Below are 17,703 nucleotides of genomic sequence, written 5' to 3' on the forward strand. Positions count from 1 at the left end.
CTCTTGCTTCCCTTTTTGCAGAGTTAGGCTGAGGCGATGCTATGCGGTGTTATTCATAACAACTCTATCTCTCGTTTGTTGGAGAGTGCGTAAAGGACCAGGTCGTCTTTGATGTTGAGGCTGGTGTGCTCCGTGAATTGGTCCAGCAAGGCCTTCTCGTCCTCTGAATAAGCGTGTGCGCTGCGAGAAAACGCCTCCAAGGCGAGCTCTTTTTGTGGCGTCGGCGCCAGGCAACTGAACGCTGTCTCGGCCGCGTCGTAAAGCGGGTCGGTGATGACCTCGCCGTATTGGCTTTGAACCTTGTGGCCGAAGGCATTGTGGGCAAGCTGGGTGTGGGTGTACCCCATCAGGCGGGGTACGTAATCCGGCCTAAACCCCCGGTCCGACAGCAAAGCACGCCAATGCTTGATGCTTGCGATGGGCTCAGGTCGTCCCTCAATGGCCAGATAGGGTTGGACGAAGTGGGCGGTGAACTTTGGGTTATCTGCGCAGTCGCTTTCATTGCGGCCGATCATCGTCGGCGCCCGCTCCTCAATCTCGTATTCAAGGGGTTCGAGCAAGGCGCTGGGCATGACAACGGTGATGTTGTGGTTGTCCTGGTGAACCAATTGGATGTCTTGTCCGTCCCGCTGCAGTGCTTCGATACTGGCTGTGAACACGTCACGGGCATCTTGTTGATCGGCTTCCATGGTCAGGGAAACATCGTAGAACCCTTTACCGCCAGCAGAAGTGAACTTTTCCACGGACTCCAGGTAATCGCGGACCGATTTGTCTCGGATCTCTCTGTATTCCGCAGCGGAGAGTGAGTTTTGGCTGCAACTTGCCCGATGCTGCTCTGCAGCGGTCTCGATCGATTCAATTCCTTTGTGGATGGCTTCTGAGACTGATGGCGCGGCATGAGCCAATTTTTGGGCCTTCAGCTTCAAGCTGTCGAGCTCGGTTTCAATGGTGAGCAGCTGCTGCGCTGCGGCATAGCTTGCGTAGCTCTGCTCTGCCTTGAGTGTACGCCCGTAGAGTTCCCGGATCTTGGTACCTAGGGATTGGTTCAGGGTGTTGTTATTCAGGTCCATGGGGATTCCTGCCGTATCGTTCTGCCTGCGCCCTGGTGGTGACCGAAGAGAGCTGGCGGTAATGGAGGCGCCAGGCGCCTCCGGCCCTTATTGGCTAAGTGCGTGTTCGCTTTCTTCGAGTCGACGGAAGTACTCCAGGTCGTCAGGCACATTGAGTTGTCGTATCTTGTCTTGAGGGAGGCCGAGCAGATCAAGCTCTTCTTTATCAAACCCCCAGTGACAAGGCCTGATCCCATTTGCGTGAGCATGTTCGTCGGTGAAGATGTGTAGGCACCTAAAGGCCTCCTTGGTCGCCTCGTCATGGGGATCGTGCAGCTTGGTGCCCGGTTCCTGCTCATTTTCAATGCCGAAAACGTTCCAGGAAAGCTCTGCGTAGCTGTAGCCCATCAGACCTGCGACATCGCGGGTATCAACGCCATCCTCTTGGCTCTTAAACGCCATCTGCGCTCTGAGTGTTTCCAGCGGCAGTGCCCGGATGCGGTCGAAGAACGGGGTGACGAAGTAGCCGGAGAACTCACCCAGCGGCGAGCGGTGATTAAAGCTGCGGGTGATCATCTCGCTATCGAGACGGTCGATCTCCTGCTCTAGTTTTTCAAAGAGCGAAGAGGCCATCACGGTAATCATCTTGCGAGCGTCTTGGTGCACGAAATGGATGTCGTGACCTTGTTCGTTAAGGCTGTTGACTGCTTTGGCAAACAGCTCCCGAGCCGCCTCGCAACCTGGGTAGTGGGCTAGGCACAGGTCATAGAAGCCGGTACCGCCTGCGTCAGAGAACTTTTTGACCTGGGTCTGGTACGCGTGCACTTGCTCTTCTAGCACGTGGATGTATTCATCAGAGGTGAGCTTGTCGCGCGTTGCAATCTCAAGATCGGCTTCGAGCACTGCGCGGTGCTCTGCTCGGTGCCTTTCTAATTTCTCGACCAATGCCGGGCTTGTGCCTGGGTGGATTTGTAGCTTTTCTTCCCCTGCATCGAGAGCGCGGATAGCGGATTTGATAGTGTGTTCCGCAGGGGAGCCGTCGCGTCGCTGCTTAGCGGTAAGAATGGTGGTGTAACTGGTTCGGATGAACTTGTGCAGGCTGTCAATCAGTGCCATTGGGGGTACCGTTTTTCTTTCAATTTTACCACGGGGGCTGCACCGGACGGTCAGCACAACTAGGCCGAGTTAGGTGTAAACCCGGTTAACCTGGGAGGCGGTGATCTCTGCGCTGTGGGGTGCTGCCAGGTAGGAGACTTCCCCGACCACGGAGTCACACTGTCTGCAGGCCAGATGCTTTGAGGGAAGGACCCCTTTTACATCGGTGGCATGCACTCCGGGCAGACTGGCCAGTGCCACTAGGTAACGTTGGGGGTGACGGTAATTGATGTGGCTCTTGTCGAACGGGCTGAAGTAGAAATCGCGCATCCTGATGGTGCCCTTGGTGCTGGGCAAGACCGCGAACGCTCCGGTAGAGATGTGGGGTTCCATCGGGTCGTAGTTGGGTAATCGTTTGCGGCTGATAGGGTAGAGGTCGTCAGACAGACGGGCGCCGCATCGGCAATAAATACGCATGGTAGGCTACATCCTTGTGAACGGTGGCCGGGACACAACTGCCCGGCGATAACCGTTACAGGATACCCTGAACCTCGCGCAAGCCGTAGCCTAGCGTGCGAGCTGGATTCAGGGGCTTTAAATGGATTGGCGCCGCCAGGGGGTGTTAGCCATCGAAGGCCAGTGACAGCTGGGGTTGCCCGTTAAACGTTGCCAGCGTCCGGGCGATGGCGGCACCGATGGCACTGCCGATGTCCCGCCACATGGGTGGGCTGATGGCGTTGCCGACCAGTTCACTGCCGGCACGGCTGTGCTTGCGGGGGCGGCGGGTTTTGCCATTGCTGTCACGGTTGCCGAGCGCTTCCCGTTCGATGGTGGCAATCACCTGGGCTTGATCGGCCTCGTCCCACCCCATAGCGCGGGCCCGCTCAAGCGGGGTGATCTGCCGATGGCCTTGTTCACCAACGATGACGCAGGTTTTGTACCCTCGCCAGTATTGGGCGCCGATGCAGCCAATCCGGGTTTCGTCACCGGTGAGCTGTTTGACCTCAAAGCCATTGCCCTTGGCCAGCTGAGCTTCACCACGGGCAATCCCCTTGCTCATATCCGACCATGCGGAGTCCGGTACTGGCTGCAAGAGCGCGTTGAGTGGCACCTGATTGGCGGGTCGGGTCGGAATGACTTGCAGTTCCACCGAAATGGGTGGAAGCGTAAACAGCGCGGCCAGGCGCGGGCGCTGCTCCATTGCGCCGTGGTCGGACGCACAGCGCACCTCGTAGCTGAACTGGTAGCCCAAACCCTGCATCCAGGTGATCAGCAGTTTCATCGAGAGGTCGTTAAGCGCGGCGTGCACGTTCTCTAGTACCACAAACAGGGGGCGGGACTGTGAAGCAAGGGCGTACAGACCCATAAACAGGCTGTTCTTTTCCACTTCGTCCATCGGCTTGGTGGCGGTGTTGGGAGTGGCCATCCGCTCGAGGCGTTCTAGCCGTTCTGTCACCTCCGCCAGCACGGTGGTGTCGTTGCGCTGCGCCAGGCGTGCCAATGCAAGCTTCAAGGCGGGGAGTTCTTCCCCCAGGGCCTGGCTGGCGCTGTCATCCAGGGCTTTGTCCTGGCGGGCTTTGCTCATGCGCCGGCGCCGGTCTGCCTCTGCTAGGCTGCTGAGACTGGTGCAGGGCAAGCTGGCGACAATGCCGTCTGTCCTGGGTAGCGGCTGCGACAGCATCTGCTGCAGCGGCAGGTGATAGCAGATGGCATCCGGATTGTCCTGCCAAACCGGGGAGTGGGCCACCGCCATGCTGCCGACGGCGGGGTCGGCCTCGCAGCTGTAGGCCAGCTGGGCCGGTACATGCTTACTTAGCCCGTCGATGATCGCGCGGGTCAGGATGTCACCGCCACTGCAGATGCTGGCAATGGTAAGTTTTCCGCCACGCTTGAGTTTCTCGGCAAGGGCCTGCCATTGTTGGCGGTCCTGCAAGGCAGTGAGGCTGGTGAGGATCTCAATCAGGCCTTCCCGCAGGACGAAGTACACCGACTCCGTGTGGCGATACAGGGAATGGATGGTCTTGTTGACGATATCGATGACACCGTGCTCTTTGCCGGCAATGGTGCGGCGGATAATGGAGTGTTTGCCGTCGGCATCGGGCACCAGGGTGGTCCGGGTAACGCCGGGGGTGAGACGGACTGGGGTGCCCACCGGGATGGCCCGGTTGATGGCGGCCCCTTCGTAGTAGAGCCGTCGCTGTTTACGCTTAAGGCCCAGGTTCACTTTGGCAATCCCGGTTAGGCGCTGCATCAACTTGCTGGCGGTCTTCATATCAGGCCTCGAGGCTATTAGAGGGCTGGTTTTTACGCCAGCGGGTGATGGCCTCAATCAGGCTGGGCCGCTCGGTCTCAATCCCCAACGTGTTGTTGGCAATCCAGCCACCGTGGATGGTGATTTCGGCATCAGCATGCGCCTCGGTCGGCTCCCACGTGCTGGCTTGGGGTTCACCGTCGACGCTGACAGCCAGGTCATCAATCCAGACCTGATCACCGGTGAAGGTTTGCCATTGGCTGGGGTCTTGCCAGAAGCGCAGCAATTCCTGGCCGCTAAGAGTTAACTCCATGGGGATCGCTCCTTGAGGGGGTGGGCCGTCCATGGCCCTGGAAACCGGGCCGGCGCACAATGGCGCCGGCTTAGAGGTTAGGCGTTATTGCCGTTACTGATTGTCAACACGGGCGCGCAGTTCGGCTTCCAGCGCCTTGGCGCGATTGGCGAACTCCGCCGCCAGCGCCAGGGGTAGCTGGTCGGTAAAAGACTTGATGTTGATCATCCCTGGGGCAGAGTCGGCTTGGTTGTACAGTGCCTCGAAACCCGCGATTTCCTCCTGCGAGGTGGGCTCGGAGGGCACAACCACGCCGTTTTCCAGCTCGGTGCCGGGCAGTTGAAAATTGGGGGTGCGGCTGTTGCCGTAGCTGTCACGGCGATACTTTTTACCACCCACCGTCACAAACTTCGGAGTGTGGCTCTCCACGGTGTGGGCACGCCAAATAAGAAGGCTGTGCGAGGGGTGATGTGCAGTGCTTTTGTGCCAGGCGCTACGGCGGCGGCCAATGCGGTCAGGGAGCATCAGGGTGTCGCCGGTCTTTACGTCGGCCAGGGGGTTGGTTTGGGTCGTAACAGTCATGTGAAAATCCTTGTATCGGGCCAGGGCGGTCAGGTGCTGCCCTGGCGGGTCCGTGTTGAATGGGTGGGCCTTCCTTGGCCCTGGGGTAACTTAGGCGGCCAGCTCGTCCGCAGCGTCGTCTTCGTCGACGTCTTCGGCCTTGGGCTCGGCCAGCTTGCCGGGCTTGATGATGGTGAAGCTGTCCGCCAGCTGATCCGCGGTGTCCTGCCAGAACTGCTGCAGTGCAGCGACGGTGTCAAAGCGCGGTGCGCTGTCGTCGGCGGTTTGTACCGCCCAGCAGGTTTCCGCCAGCAACAGGCGCTGCGCCACCAGCTTGGGCTTGTCCGGGTTAACGGTCTTCACTGCGGTGTCACCGGCCTTGTGGTGGCTGGTGGGGAAGGGCAGGGCAATGGTGAAGTCGCCGTGGGTTTTGCCAGTCACCTCACAGGCGAAGCGGTCGGACTGATAGCGGGCTTCAACACGGGGCAGTAGGATGGGGGCCAGGGCCTGTGCGGCGTCCTCCAGGGCGTTGTCAGCGGCCTCCGCCAGCTCCAGCAACTCCTGCTGGGTTTCGGCGTCCTCCACCAGCTTGGCCAGGGCCGGGATCGCCTTGGCAATCTTAAAGCCCAGGGTCAGGTGCTTGGTCACGGTGCCGGTCTTGGACAGGCGGTGATCGCTCTGGGACACAGTCTCGGCGGTGAAGCCGTTGTTGTCCAAAAATAACGTGGTGCTGCCTAGCTGAAGAATGGCCATTTTCTCTACTCCGTGAACTCCGTATCAACAATATGGCTAATATACCAAAGTATATCGACGTGTGCAATCTTTGTTCGTCACAAAGTGGTTGGAATCGCATCGGAATTTGACTCAGTAATCACGGTTGACAAGATGGTAAAAAACGTTAATTTGTTGGTGTTTTGATTTGAGTTTGAATGCTCAAATATGCAGCAAAAGTAGGAGAGTGTGCAGGATGGCGCTGGAGCAGTTAACAGCGGATGAGTTGGCAGAGGCGGCAAGTTTCGCCGGGATCGTCTACGACGGTCAGCCAAAGCCTGGCCGTGCCTACCGGTTGCCGGTGCTGTTCAATAGCCAACAGTTGTACGATGAGCTGGTCAGTTCCGGGGTGCTAATGCGCTTTGCCCTGGACGAAGACGAAGCGGAAACCGAGTTTCACCTGAATCGGCACAGCCCCATCTGGATGGACAATCAGGACGGCAGTGAATCTCTTTACGAAGGCTTATTCATGCGTCTGGAGGAGATGCCAGAGGAGGGGACCTACCCCTTGGGCACCTGCTTAGACACCCGCGCTATCAGGCAGGCTGTGTGATGACGTTGGCCGGACTCAAAGACTTTGCCCTGGAGGTGCTGGTGGGGAAGCGACACTATCCGCTGCAGGTGGAAAACTGGGGGGCCGACACCTACATCGTGGGGTCTAAAGGCCATCATGATCTGGATGAGTTCATGGCGCAGGTGCGCAAGGACTTCGATTGGCCGCTGGGGATGCCGGAGCACATCTACCTTAAGGCTGTGCCCGGTCGGGATGGCACCGAGTACCGCTTGGCAACCAAGAACACGCGAGGGGCATTCCCTGCCACCCAGGCGGTTGAGCAGTACGGCGAGTATCGCTATGAGGCGATCCGTGCCCGTGAACAGGGCGTGGAACGACAGGCGCAGTGAGCAAGCAGCAGAAAGGGGGCCCAGCGGCCCCCTTTTTAATGTCCCCAGGTGGGGATTAATGGGTGGGCGTGTTGGCTAGCTGGCGTAGCTGCTTACCCCAGGTTTGCTCCAGTGAGGACGCCAGGGCGCCGCGCAGCATCGGTAGCTTGCCTTGGTGCTCGCTGTACAGTTGGGCCCAGCGTTGGACTCCGGTGCGGGAGAAGAACGCCTGTGTCGCCTTGGCGGCGTTGCGTTCACGCAGTTGGCTGCGTAGCTCAGCGCCGAGCTGATCGCTCAGCTGTGCCTTTCCCTGGGCCTCAGCGTGCATTTGTTGGCACTGGGTGTTCCAGGCGACATCAGATAATTCACGGCACTGCTGTGCCAGGTGCTGGGCAATCTGAGTCTGAAGTGCGTGCTGTTCCATGCGGGCGATTCCTTGTTGTGTCGGGCAATACGCTATCGGTGTTTGCCCTTGTGATCAAATGGATCCGAAGCGGTCCTCGTAGAACGTGCCGTCCCACCGGCAGTAGATGGGGTTATCAGCCTTGTAGATCTCGTTGTCCGAGGGTGCGAGAAAGTGAATGAGGATCTGTTCTAGGACCGGGCGCTTCTGCGGCCAGAAGTAGGCTCGGTAGCCGTGTTTAAAGTAGCCGTGCTGGGAAAGCCGCTTTCGCAGACTGACAGAAGTTTTGCCAACATAGGCAACGTCGCGACCTTTGATGAAGGCGTAGTCTCCCGGGGAGTTAGGCGCGAGCTTGTGGCTGTCACAGCTGTTGGTGCGGCTGGGGTGCAGTAGGGGGTAACCGGCGGGGTCTAACAGCCAGGGGGTAGGCCGTTGGTAGCGCGGCATGAGGATCTTGTGGTGCTTGGTGTAAGGGCGGCCAGGCCGGTAGCCCTGCACCGGGGTGATGAGTTCGTCGCAGAAGATTTCGCCAGGGCCACGGGTGCCGCTGCCACGCCTTCTTTGTCGATGGTGCGGCAGTCTGCCTTCCATCTGCCAGGGGGATTCAAAGTGCGCGTAGCTGGCGGGATCTGGAAAAAACTGCGGTTCGGGAAACGGAATAGTCAGGCCCTGGCGCCGGCGCCGGTCAGGGCATACCAGGGCAGTGGCCACATTGTGGTGATGGGTGCTGCCAACATAGCCCATCAGTTCCAGGGCAACTCGGATATCGCCCTCAGGGATGCGGCAGCCGGCCCAATCTTCCACAAGGTGGTGAAGATAAGGTTGGTGCGGGGCTCGGGAGCGGGGGTGCTTGAGAAATCGCTGTGGTCCAAGCCAGGCTAGGCAAAGCCGCACGGTGTGGACGTTGCCAAAATGGTCAATGCGCCCGCCTCGGGATAAGCGCTGGCGCACCTTGGTGCCCGCCTCCCAGATGGTGCGGTCAGTGAGTTGCTCTGGAGTAACGGTCATAGCTTGGGTCTCCGGGGCCGGTTTCACCGGTGGATGGCACCATTTGGTAAGCCGGCCTTGGTAAAATTAAGGTAGTTGAACGATTAAGGTGATCACGATGAAGGTGCGGGAGTTTGGGCTCTGCCAGAACAAGGGGTTGGTGTACAGCTATGCCGAAGTGCTGCTGGCCGGTGGGCAGCGGGTTTTTGCCGTAGAATTTAACAGTGGCAAAGACCGGGTGGCCGAACGTGAGGTGCTGGCCAACTTCAAGTGTGAGGTAGAGCGCGCGTTTGGCAATCCGGGGTTGTTCAGCGAACAGCGTAATCAGGAGTTTGCGCAGGTTCCGGCTGAGTTTTTCGCCAACCAGTTTCGTCCGACCGAGCGGCAGTGTGACGGAAGCACCGCCTACCGTATCTATTACACCGGCGATGAGATGGCCACCCTCGTCGATGATCCCAATGCCCTGCTGGCCTTGGCCAAACAGGCAGAGTACGAGGGCAACGGGTTTGCGTTGTCGAGCCTGGACGCGGCCGGCAAGCACACCCGCCTGACGCTCTGTGGCGATGGCGAAGGCGCATGCCTGCGCAAGGAAGTGGCGGAGGTTGGCAGCTACGGCATGGACCGTTAAAGCATTCCTGGGCGACCACATGCCTTGCGACTGCCGCCGAACTGGTGGCAGTTTTTGTTGGACCTGGCGGAGGGGCAAGGACACGTTATCTTGACCGTTTAGTCGTCCAGTTCGATTTCGAGTGCATCCTCTAGGCCGTAGGCATCCTCCATTGCCTCAAGCAGGGCGCCAGCTTGCTCATCCTTAAGTAGGGGCGTCACAGCGCGGAATGCAGCCTCTAGCACATCCAATTCTGCTTCCAGTCCATCTTCGCCCCCTTTCGTTTCAGCTCCGGTGCAAACAATGCCCCAAGCCCACTCTGCGTTATCGTGGTGCTTTGTGAGATCCAGGGAGTCACGTTTGGCTTGGGCATGCTGGGTAAACCAGTCTTCACCGAGGTGTTCTTCTTGGGCCATTAGGTCCAGTAGCTCGGATACCGAGGTTGGGGGCGCGAGATAAAGGGCCTCCCGAACGGCGTCTTGCAGATCGCCGGCCTCGTGCTCAGGATCCGAGTCTGTACCATGTTCTTTGGCGGCGCGAAGGATTGCGTTACCGAGGGCTTTCAGGGTGATGTCGCGTTGAGTTAAGTGGTTCATGATGGCTCTCTTCTCTAGCAGGTAGGGCGGGTCAATGCGTTGCTGCTCGCTCTGCTATTGCCAGACAAAGTTGATGAAATCAAACCAGCGCTGAGTGGTCTTACTCTTGCGACAAGACTGCACAGCTTTGCTGGCGGTGTAGGAATGATCGAAGCGAAGGGCCTCGGGTGTCGGCGTGTGCCACATAGTGGGGCCCAAGCGAGGGCCGTTTAGTTTCCGCCGACCACTTCGATGTACTCGGACAGCAGGTCTAGCTTGCCGTCGACTTTGAGCTGTTCATAGATAAACTGCTCAAATTCATTGTCGAGGTCGATCTCGGCGACTGTGCCCTCGTCTTTGGTGATGGCGCTGATGAGGGCAAACAGAAAGGTCTTGGCCTCGATGTTGTCCTCGTGCATGCCGAGGTTGGCCAGGTATGCAGTCAGTTCCAGTTTGAGTCTTTCGGTTCCGACCAACTCCATGAATTCAGCCAGGTGCTCAGCTTTACCGTCGCGCTTAATGGTTTCATAGAGATCCCGTTGATTCGGGTTGCTGACGTCCAGTTGCGCAGGGGAGAGGCTTTTCCCAGCGATGACCAAGCCGACTTGAAGCAGGAAGATGATGATTTCTGATTGGTGGTAGTCAGAAGTCAACTGGTGGCAATAGTCCTGCATTTCCGCTTTGTTCATAATCCCCTCCTTGGGCACTGGCTTCACCAGCGTTTGCGTCGATGGTGAAGCAGTTTTTTCAAGGGCCCGCCTGCCTTTGGTAAAGGACTGGCTTGCTCCTTCTCAATGGGTTGAAACTGCCTGTCCTCTATCAGCGGCTCTGCCTTGGGCAGATTGCTGGTGAGAACAAGGCCCACAGCCCGGTATAGCTTAGTCATTGCAGGTCACTCCCTTGGGAAAATCCGTCGCCATTGAGCGATAGCCTACCACGCTTAGCGGGGGCTGGCAGGGCCCGATTGCCCTGCCTTGACCATATAAATATCTTACTAAAATCCTGCTCGCAAGTATACAAAAATATATCAATCAGGGTAATTTAATCTTCGCGGTTTCGTCGTGTTCTTCGTGGACCGAATCAATCTGGGTGTCGTAGCGAACACGCTCGGCTTTGCCCAGTTCAATCAACTGGTTCATCGCTTCAAGCACGTTGCCGGTCTCGGCTAAGGCGTCGTCAAAATCCGCTTGGTCCGCTTGGTACTCCACCTCCTCATTGACGGTAGCGTCGACAAGCCGCTGCTTGAGCAGGGTCACCTGAGGTTGGGCGGGGATGTCGCTGGCGGTGGGCTTGGCTGGCTCCGGCTCGTCCCAGTCAATGCCTTCGAGAACATGTTCTTCCGTCCCCAAAGTGCCGGTCAGGCCACATTTGACGCACTGCACGTCGATATAGATGTCGACGTCGGGGCTTCGATATGTCTGGGACCAGTCAATCTCGTGGTTGCACTTGGCTGGGTCTTGCAGACTGTAGTCCGGCGCGTTGGGTTCACCGGCGGCGCTGATCAGCTGGTCAATCGTCTTGGCACACAAGCCAGTGGCACTGGAGAGCTGGTCAAGCACAGCGTCATTGGCCGGGAACTGCTGGGCGTAGGCGGCGAGCAGGCGACGAAGCTTCTCGCTGGTTCCGAATTCGTTGATCATAGTTGTTTCCCTTGTCTGGGTCTGGGAGCGGGCTGGGCATCAGTCATCGCTCCCCTGGTAATTCGTGTGTGGGCAATCCCGGGTTAGCTGGCAGCGCCGGGGGAGGGCACACCGCCCTCGACCAAATACAGCTCCATACCGTTGGCCGGGTGGAACACCGGGTCGCTGTCCTCCAGTGACTGCAGGTAGCTGCCATCAAGGCCAATCATGGCGTGTGAGGTGCGGTCTTTGTAGATGGACACCGCCACCTCGCCTTGGGTGTCCGGGTCAATGACGGTGACGTCGATGACGTGATCGGCTTGGCCGGACTGGTTCTCCGGAGCGAGGTTGATTTGCTCGCACAGTGCTTCAATCTCATCGGCATTGAGCGGGGCAGTGCCATCGCGGAAGTGCGCCATGTCAGTGAACAGGTTGTCCCGCTCTTGCTCCGGGGTTTGCTCGATGGTGTCCTGCATCATCCGCAGGGCGGCAAGAATGGTGGTGGTCTTTCGGTCGGTAAACATCATTTCAACGGTCCTTGTAACGGGTGAGGGGTGGTGGCGGGGCGGACCCGCCACCGGGTGGGGTTAGGCAGCAATGCGGGCGTTGGGGCTGACCGCAATCTTCTTCAGTTGCAGTGCCAGATGGTAGTACCACGACTCGGAGATATGGCCGATGAGGCCGTTACCGAGGATCTGGGTGGCGCCGGTGAAGGGCACGTTGTCCACCAGAGCCGGATCGATCTCTTTGGCGCGGCACTGTTCAAACTGGTTGAATAGGCGGTAAGTGTCCGGCTCAGTCGGATGGGCGTAAAGCGGATCGGAGCTGCCACCTTTGTGGTACTGGGCGCGCAGGGTGCTGAGCTTGGATTCCGGGCCACGGTAAATCTGCATGGCAAAGCTGTTGCCCTTGGCCGCATCGCGCTTCTCTTTTTCGAACAGGTAGGATTTGTTACCCCAGCTGCGGTGGTCAAGCGGCACATCATCAAGGATGTCGGCAACGTTCTGGGCTGGGGTCCACAGCGGGACGATGTCATTGAGATCCAGCACCTGCCCCAGACCGGCGGAGGTGAACATCACGTACATGCGTTCGCGACCTTCCAGCGAGAACCCTTCGGCATTAGCGTTGATGTCCCGGCGCTGCATGTTGTAGCCCATATGGCGCATCACCGCGCAGAACACATGGAACGAGGCTTCGTTGGCAAATCCCCGGACGTTCTCCATCATGATGATGGCGGGGTTGGTCTGCTCCACGAAGCGCGTGTAGAAATACACAAGATGCGCAGTCTGCTCGCTTTCGCCTTTCAGGCCCTTCTTGGATTTGCCGGCAATGCTGGCGTCGGTGCAAGACGGGGTGATGGAGGCGTAGTCGAGTTTCAGCTCGCTGTCGAAGTTCAGCGCCGCCAAGTCGCCTTCAATCAGCATGGAGCGCTCATCGAACAGGTGCGGGCAGTTCTGGGCTAGGTTTTCCACGGCATTGGCATCGAAGTCGATGGCCACCCGGATGACGGAGGCCAGACCGGCGCGCTTGAAGCCTTTGTCGCCGCAGAAGTCCTTAGTGCCACCACCGGCGAACACGGAGCCCTTCTCCAAGGGCAGGCCGTTTTGTAGCTTGTGCAGCAGGCGTTCCTCGCGCTCCTTTTGCTTCTGGGCAATGCCGTCCACATTGAGGCGGATGAGGATCCCTTTCTCGGAGTGGAAGATGCGGATGTTACTGCCCTCGGGCACATCCTTGAGGGTAGGGCAGCGCATTTCAGAGATTTCGATCAGCGGCACTAGGCCTCGCGCGGTCTTGCGTTTGGAGACGGTGAACTCACCGGCATCGCAGGTAAAGTCGAGCAGGATCTCACCCTTGGCGGCGTTCTCGGTGATGGTGTAGGGCGCGCCCGGGCTGGTGACCAGACCCAGTCGATGGCCCTCCAACCAGACCCGGTTCTCAACCTTGGGCGGCAGGTCGGGATTGGCTTTGTTCCTGCGCTCAACAGTGTTGATGGGCTTCAATTGAAGTAGTTTCATCACCGTAACTCCGTTTGTCAGTATATGTAAGTATATTAGCAGGGCGGCAGGATCGGGTCAACAATAGGCAGTAAATAAACACGCATATTTAATGGTTTGCGGATGGTTGTTAGTCGGGTCAGTCATCTACGTTGGGTTTGGGCCAAGACCTGCGCCCTTGGATATTCTCAGCGGCAACTCACTTCGCTTGATCAGTATTTTTCTGTTGTTCCTTAGGTTAAAGGCGCGCAGGAACGAGGTTTGACGATAACTTCATGATGAACCAGGGGAATTACTCTAAAAATCTGCCGTTGATATACTTTCGTATATTCAATTTGTGAGGTGGTTGCGTTATAATTAAGGGGTAGGACAGATTCCCCGGGCAGGCCAAGATGGTTTGCCCCCGGGCACAAAGCGTGAATAAGGTAGCGGCAATGTCGCTTGCTAATTCTGCTGGTGGTTCCGGGTCAGCTAAAGGCACTGGGGTCGGGAAAGGCAGTGCGGTGTGCGCACTGAAATGACTTGGCGCCATTGGGTGCTGAAGACGGCCGCCTTGTTGCACGTTGCAGGCGGTGGGAATGAGTGGACAGGAGAAGGTGCATGAGCGCAGAAATGCCAACAAAGGTAGAAGGTCAGGACGGTATCAACAATAAGTTCACTGGTGGGCCCGTAACAGCGACTATGGGTGTCCGGCAGACAGCAGAGCTATGGCAGATGCTCGAGCAGGAACTGAAGGTGTTGGAAGAAACGGCACGGAAGAATGCGGAGTGGCAGTTGGCAGCAGGTTATGCCTTGAGTGGTGTCGATTGGGTGGAGATTGTGGCCGGCCCACAAGAACTCGGGCTTGGTAAGCGTGATCGCAACTGGGGCCGGGGGACGCCTTTGGCGGTAAGTCGGTCCGTTCGGGACTCGGTTATGACTGATAAGCTAGGCTTGGATCTGGTGCCGCAGCCCGATGATGCCTGTTCTCGGGGGATGATCAGCAACGCCTTTGATGAGGTGTTCGCCTATAAGCTCAAGCATGGTCTGACCCAGTACCGTGGTACAAATCTGCATCCGGATGAGTACGACCGTCAGCGCAAGCTGAAGCGGGAGCAAGAGGCGGGTTTGGCCCGTTAGCAGATGAGTCTGGTTGGCGGCTCGGTGGCGACACCGGGCCGATTTGGTTAGGGTCGGTGGGGCCTGAGAAATCGGCACTTATTTGGCAATTATGCTGGCATCCATCCGTATACTTTAGTATACTTAAAGGGTGGTAAAACAAAGGAGCCACTGAGAATGAAACCGCATCAAAACGCTTACAAGGCTTGATGCCCAACCCACCCACGTGGGTGCCACGGTGACGCGGAGGACAGTCCGGAAGGACGCTCGCCAGACGGGTTTAGTGGCAGCAATAGGGGACAACCAAGATAGTTGCCGACCGGCGAGCACTCGTCGCGGCCACAAGCCTAGACGGGTCGACAGGGTGGAACACACCAACTGGAGACCTGGATTATGGAAAGCATCAACAACTGGCAACAGCTCAGCGAAGCGCTGGATCTGGACAACCGAGGCAACGCGCTGGCGTATGTGGAGTTTGTCCCGCTGCATGCCTCCGGCAACTATGGCGTTCACCTGAACGACCTCGGTGAAGCCGAGCGGGCTGCGCTGTGCGCCAACGCCCCGGGGATCGCCGCCCAATCGGTCTGTCGCAATGACCCCGATGTCACCTTCGGCGAAACCCTGAACTTCCCGTTCGAGCGGGGGGATTTTATGAAGCTGGTCACCCGCTTGCTGTGGCAGCAGATCGCAGACTGGCTGCGTGAAGCCTACTCCATTCATGATCAGGCAGCGTTGGATTTTTGCTGCTCCTTCTTCAACGACGACAAACTGCTGGAAAAAGCCCTGGCGCGTAAGGACTTTGAGGTGTTGGTCGAAGACATCGACGGCTGTCATTACCACCCCTACTATGACGACGGCGAGTGGCTCCAGAACTGGGTCGGCATTGGCTTTGCCTACGACGGCGATGAGGACTGTCTAAGCATCGTGTTCAGCGATTTCGATGGCTCTGATTGGGATAATGATCGCTATCCGCTGCCAGAAGAGTGGGCCTATGTGCAAAACAAGATCCGGGCACTGGAGCAGCCGACTGATTTGACCGAATACTACCAGTGGGTGCTGGAACACGGTGAAGACCCGCTAGACCAGGGACCGGCTGTGCGTGGTTGGTGCGACATCGCCGTTGAAGTGTGCTGTGAGGCTGAGGGCACCTTCCGGGTCGAATCAGTGCAGGCCGCCTGGCGGAACCCGGAACTGCCGGCGCTGACTGCCGAAAGCCTGCTGGTGTTTTGGAGCACCGAGGAGTTTGAATGGCGCGAGGGCCAGGTGGTGCCTACCAAGCTGGGCGTTGAGAACCTCACCTCCGTGGGGATGAAACCAGGGGAGCTGCGTTCCTTTGACCTGGCGGGATTGGAGAGCCTGCCGGGGGATCTGTATCAGCAGCGCCTTAAGGCGTGGGCCCAGGAGCAATTGAGCTAATGCAGTCAGGGGGGCTTGCCCCCCGTTTTTGTGCTGATGAGTGCCAGGGTGGCTCATCTCATGAGTTTTGCGGTTGGCCTGGTTGTCGGGGTGCAAATGAAAGCATGGTGCGCCTATGCTTGCGGTATTGCCCAGTAAACAGAGGATCGCGTCATGGTTAAGATGACCCTGGATAACAAGCTGGTGATCGGCACCGTGGTTGCCACGGTGCTGTGCGTCGGGTTGGTGTTCTGGATGGTGTTGGGCTGAGGCCTTCCCCAATCGCTTGAGGCGCCAGGTGTTCGTCAGTGCAAGGAAGAGGCCGGGCCGAAGGCCTGCTCGTACATCCAGAGTAACGCACTTCGATGCTGTTCCAGCTGCAGCACCATACCCAGGTCTTTGTAGCGCCGCGACACGGTCACTCGGAAATCCCAGTAATCACGGATCACTCTTAATGCGGCTTCGCTGTCGCCCTGGTCAATGCAACCCTGCAGGGCGCGCTCAAGCGCCACCGCCCGATCCCCAATCCTATCGACATCTGCATTCGCAATCATTGGGCACCTCTGTCACTGCGCTAAGACAGCCATAAGCATACAGAGGCAAGCGGGCCCTCGATCGCCGGTAGGTAGGGGCGGTGAGTTGCTGGCGGACCTTAGTGGGGGGTTAAAGCGGGTCCCTTTCCTGACCTTCGGGCTGGTCACGGTCAGCCATGAAGTCCTCCGTGACCTGGCCCAGCGGGGCCTGTCGAGACTCCAGGTAGTCCACCACCGCTGCTAACCCAGCGGGGGAATGCACCAGTTCTGCGGGCCTGCCGTTGAGGCTGCGGTGCTCCGTGGTCATGAAGTGGTGCATGTTACCCAGATCGCCACCCATCAGTTTGACCAGGGCGGTGTGGGCGCGTACCAGCAGCAAGGGGTCGCCACTGAAGGTTGCGAGGCCCAGTTGCGCTGAGGCGCGGTTAGCAGCTTGGTCCAAAACGGCGTTGGGGTCCTTTTCTTCGGTCATGACTGTGGCTCCTTAGGGGTTACCCTGGCGCGCGGCGTACCAGTGACCATCATCTTAAGCTCTACACCAGCACTGGCAAAAGACCTTGCCCAAACAGTTAAGTAGCGGAGGGCTATTCGTAGCCACCCATGGCCTTGGATTGGAGGTAGTTGTAGACCATCTCGTAGCCATCCACTTCCCGGTCTTGGAACAGCTGCAGTGGCGTTTTACCCAGCGCCGGTGGTGCCTCGTTGGCAAGCCAGGTTAGGGCTCTGGACTGTGGCAGGTTGGTGCAGTTCTGAAAAGCAATCAACAACCCCAGTAGCCGACGGGCCTTGGCCTGGAATGTGGCATCGGCAGTGATCGCCTCGGTTATGGCCGGCACGGCTAAAAGCGGTGCCAACTTGGTGGGGCTGATCTCCAACAGGTCCTGCAGGTCATCGGCGGTGATGCGGGGCAGGATCAGCAAGTCCAGGGCGCCGAAGGGACGGTCCACCGGTGAGGGGTGATCCTGGGCGAACGGTGCGCGGATGTGTGCTCGTTGTTGCTGGTACCGCGGTACCGCAGAATCCTTGAGGTGCTCGTACAGGCTGATCAGGCCCTGGAGGCCGTCAGCATGGATCCGGTCCGCCGGCGAGAGGTCCTGGGGGTCTGGGAACGGGTGCTGAATCCAGGATAATGCTTGGCGCTGGGCGAGCCCCAGTGCCAGGTCCAGGCCCGTGACAATGGCCAGCAGCCAGCGGCAGCGCTGCTGGGTCTGCTCTGTCCACGCTTGCGTGTTGGGTAAGCCCAGTAACAGCCTCATCCCTGGTGCGTCGGTTTCAAACAGTGTCAGGGCATCCGCTTCCTTGACGGTCTCTGAGCTGAGCAGGTCAAGGGCGCCAAAGGCGGACTGGAGCGAGGGTCGGGTGAGTGAATTCATGGCTGCGCCTGCGCTGATGCTGTTGTGACCTAATGTGGCACGTAATCAAGTTAGTGTGCCACTTAACAAATTGAAAACCGGGCAAAATCACACTTAAGCGCATGATGATTCAGGGGAAAAAAGTTGGATTTTTTTGCGGTCAGGGCCTGGGGTTCCCCAAGCCGGTGATGGAGGGGGGCAAAATTCACTTTAAGAAATGCACTTAAAAGTACCCCTTT

The 17,703-nt window shown here is 58.3% G+C and carries 22 protein-coding genes; 5 read left to right on the forward strand and 17 right to left on the reverse strand.

Going from position 1 to position 17,703, the window contains the following annotated elements:
- Positions 1–53: 53 nt before the first annotated feature.
- The 7 genes from BUC04_RS08325 to BUC04_RS08355 all read right to left on the reverse strand — a co-directional run bounded on the left by BUC04_RS08325 (position 54) and on the right by BUC04_RS08355 (position 6,001).
- Positions 54–1,070: a hypothetical protein gene (locus BUC04_RS08325; RefSeq protein WP_067655954.1), complete on the reverse strand. Its 1,017-nt coding sequence runs from the start codon at positions 1,068–1,070 to the stop codon at positions 54–56.
- 87 nt (positions 1,071–1,157) lie between these two features.
- A complete protein-coding gene (locus BUC04_RS08330; RefSeq protein WP_067655951.1) occupies positions 1,158–2,165 on the reverse strand; it encodes a hypothetical protein in 1,008 nt (335 codons plus the stop codon).
- Positions 2,166–2,234: 69 nt separating this feature from the next.
- Positions 2,235–2,621, reverse strand: coding sequence for a hypothetical protein (locus tag BUC04_RS08335; RefSeq protein WP_073325764.1), 387 nt, complete (start codon positions 2,619–2,621; stop codon positions 2,235–2,237).
- A 145-nt stretch (positions 2,622–2,766) separates the two neighbouring features.
- A complete protein-coding gene (locus BUC04_RS08340) occupies positions 2,767–4,416 on the reverse strand; it encodes a DNA cytosine methyltransferase (RefSeq protein WP_067655945.1) in 1,650 nt (549 codons plus the stop codon).
- Between the two features lies 1 nt (position 4,417).
- Positions 4,418–4,708, reverse strand: a complete 291-nt coding sequence (locus BUC04_RS08345) for a hypothetical protein (RefSeq protein ID WP_067655942.1) — start codon at positions 4,706–4,708, stop codon at positions 4,418–4,420.
- 93 nt (positions 4,709–4,801) lie between these two features.
- Complete coding sequence (locus BUC04_RS08350) at positions 4,802–5,269, reverse strand: hypothetical protein (protein WP_067655940.1); 468 nt, start codon at positions 5,267–5,269, stop codon at positions 4,802–4,804.
- 90 nt (positions 5,270–5,359) lie between these two features.
- A complete protein-coding gene (locus tag BUC04_RS08355) occupies positions 5,360–6,001 on the reverse strand; it encodes a hypothetical protein (protein ID WP_067655937.1) in 642 nt (213 codons plus the stop codon).
- Between the two features lie 214 nt (positions 6,002–6,215).
- Between BUC04_RS08355 and BUC04_RS08360 the strand changes: the two genes are divergently transcribed.
- Positions 6,216–6,572, forward strand: a complete 357-nt coding sequence (locus BUC04_RS08360) for a hypothetical protein (protein WP_067655934.1) — start codon at positions 6,216–6,218, stop codon at positions 6,570–6,572.
- Positions 6,572–6,922, forward strand: a complete 351-nt coding sequence (locus BUC04_RS08365) for a hypothetical protein (protein ID WP_067655931.1) — start codon at positions 6,572–6,574, stop codon at positions 6,920–6,922. The genes BUC04_RS08360 and BUC04_RS08365 overlap by 1 nt, the downstream gene beginning before the upstream one ends.
- Before the next feature lie 55 nt (positions 6,923–6,977).
- Here BUC04_RS08365 and BUC04_RS08370 read toward each other — a convergent pair whose 3' ends face one another.
- On the reverse strand, positions 6,978–7,325 hold the full coding sequence (locus BUC04_RS08370) for a hypothetical protein (RefSeq protein WP_067655928.1): 348 nt from the start codon (positions 7,323–7,325) through the stop codon (positions 6,978–6,980).
- Positions 7,326–7,379: 54 nt separating this feature from the next.
- Positions 7,380–8,312, reverse strand: coding sequence for a GIY-YIG nuclease family protein (locus BUC04_RS08375; RefSeq protein ID WP_067655925.1), 933 nt, complete (start codon positions 8,310–8,312; stop codon positions 7,380–7,382).
- A gap of 88 nt (positions 8,313–8,400) precedes the next feature.
- Here BUC04_RS08375 and BUC04_RS08380 point away from each other — a divergent pair, with 88 nt between their 5' ends.
- Positions 8,401–8,919, forward strand: coding sequence for a hypothetical protein (locus BUC04_RS08380; RefSeq protein WP_159437677.1), 519 nt, complete (start codon positions 8,401–8,403; stop codon positions 8,917–8,919).
- A 98-nt stretch (positions 8,920–9,017) separates the two neighbouring features.
- Here the strand turns inward: BUC04_RS08380 and BUC04_RS08385 are convergent, their stop codons facing one another.
- From BUC04_RS08385 to BUC04_RS08405, 5 genes are all read right to left on the reverse strand, one after another.
- Entirely contained in the window at positions 9,018–9,494 is a 477-nt protein-coding gene (locus BUC04_RS08385; protein ID WP_067655919.1) for a hypothetical protein, read from the reverse strand.
- A gap of 209 nt (positions 9,495–9,703) precedes the next feature.
- Positions 9,704–10,162 carry a hypothetical protein gene (locus tag BUC04_RS08390; RefSeq protein ID WP_067655915.1) on the reverse strand — a complete coding sequence of 153 codons (459 nt, stop codon included), beginning with the start codon at positions 10,160–10,162 and terminating at the stop codon, positions 9,704–9,706.
- 342 nt (positions 10,163–10,504) lie between these two features.
- Positions 10,505–11,113: a hypothetical protein gene (locus tag BUC04_RS08395; protein WP_067655911.1), complete on the reverse strand. Its 609-nt coding sequence runs from the start codon at positions 11,111–11,113 to the stop codon at positions 10,505–10,507.
- Positions 11,114–11,196: 83 nt separating this feature from the next.
- Positions 11,197–11,619 carry a hypothetical protein gene (locus BUC04_RS08400; protein WP_067655908.1) on the reverse strand — a complete coding sequence of 141 codons (423 nt, stop codon included), beginning with the start codon at positions 11,617–11,619 and terminating at the stop codon, positions 11,197–11,199.
- Positions 11,620–11,679: 60 nt separating this feature from the next.
- A complete protein-coding gene (locus tag BUC04_RS08405; RefSeq protein WP_067655905.1) occupies positions 11,680–13,107 on the reverse strand; it encodes a DNA cytosine methyltransferase in 1,428 nt (475 codons plus the stop codon).
- 579 nt (positions 13,108–13,686) lie between these two features.
- On the opposite strand from BUC04_RS08405, the gene BUC04_RS08410 reads away from it, so the two are divergent.
- On the forward strand, positions 13,687–14,205 hold the full coding sequence (locus BUC04_RS08410) for a hypothetical protein (protein WP_067655902.1): 519 nt from the start codon (positions 13,687–13,689) through the stop codon (positions 14,203–14,205).
- A 372-nt stretch (positions 14,206–14,577) separates the two neighbouring features.
- Complete coding sequence (locus BUC04_RS08415) at positions 14,578–15,600, forward strand: hypothetical protein (protein WP_067655899.1); 1,023 nt, start codon at positions 14,578–14,580, stop codon at positions 15,598–15,600.
- 284 nt (positions 15,601–15,884) lie between these two features.
- Here the strand turns inward: BUC04_RS08415 and BUC04_RS08420 are convergent, their stop codons facing one another.
- The 3 genes from BUC04_RS08420 to BUC04_RS08430 all read right to left on the reverse strand — a co-directional run bounded on the left by BUC04_RS08420 (position 15,885) and on the right by BUC04_RS08430 (position 17,485).
- Positions 15,885–16,133, reverse strand: a complete 249-nt coding sequence (locus tag BUC04_RS08420; RefSeq protein WP_067655897.1) for a hypothetical protein — start codon at positions 16,131–16,133, stop codon at positions 15,885–15,887.
- Between the two features lie 109 nt (positions 16,134–16,242).
- Positions 16,243–16,584, reverse strand: coding sequence for an antitoxin Xre/MbcA/ParS toxin-binding domain-containing protein (locus tag BUC04_RS08425; RefSeq protein WP_067655894.1), 342 nt, complete (start codon positions 16,582–16,584; stop codon positions 16,243–16,245).
- Between the two features lie 112 nt (positions 16,585–16,696).
- Complete coding sequence (locus tag BUC04_RS08430; protein ID WP_067655891.1) at positions 16,697–17,485, reverse strand: hypothetical protein; 789 nt, start codon at positions 17,483–17,485, stop codon at positions 16,697–16,699.
- Positions 17,486–17,703 lie beyond the last annotated feature (218 nt).

The sequence above is a fragment of the Ferrimonas marina genome (genome assembly GCF_900129905.1).
GTDB lineage: Bacteria > Pseudomonadota > Gammaproteobacteria > Enterobacterales > Shewanellaceae > Ferrimonas > Ferrimonas marina.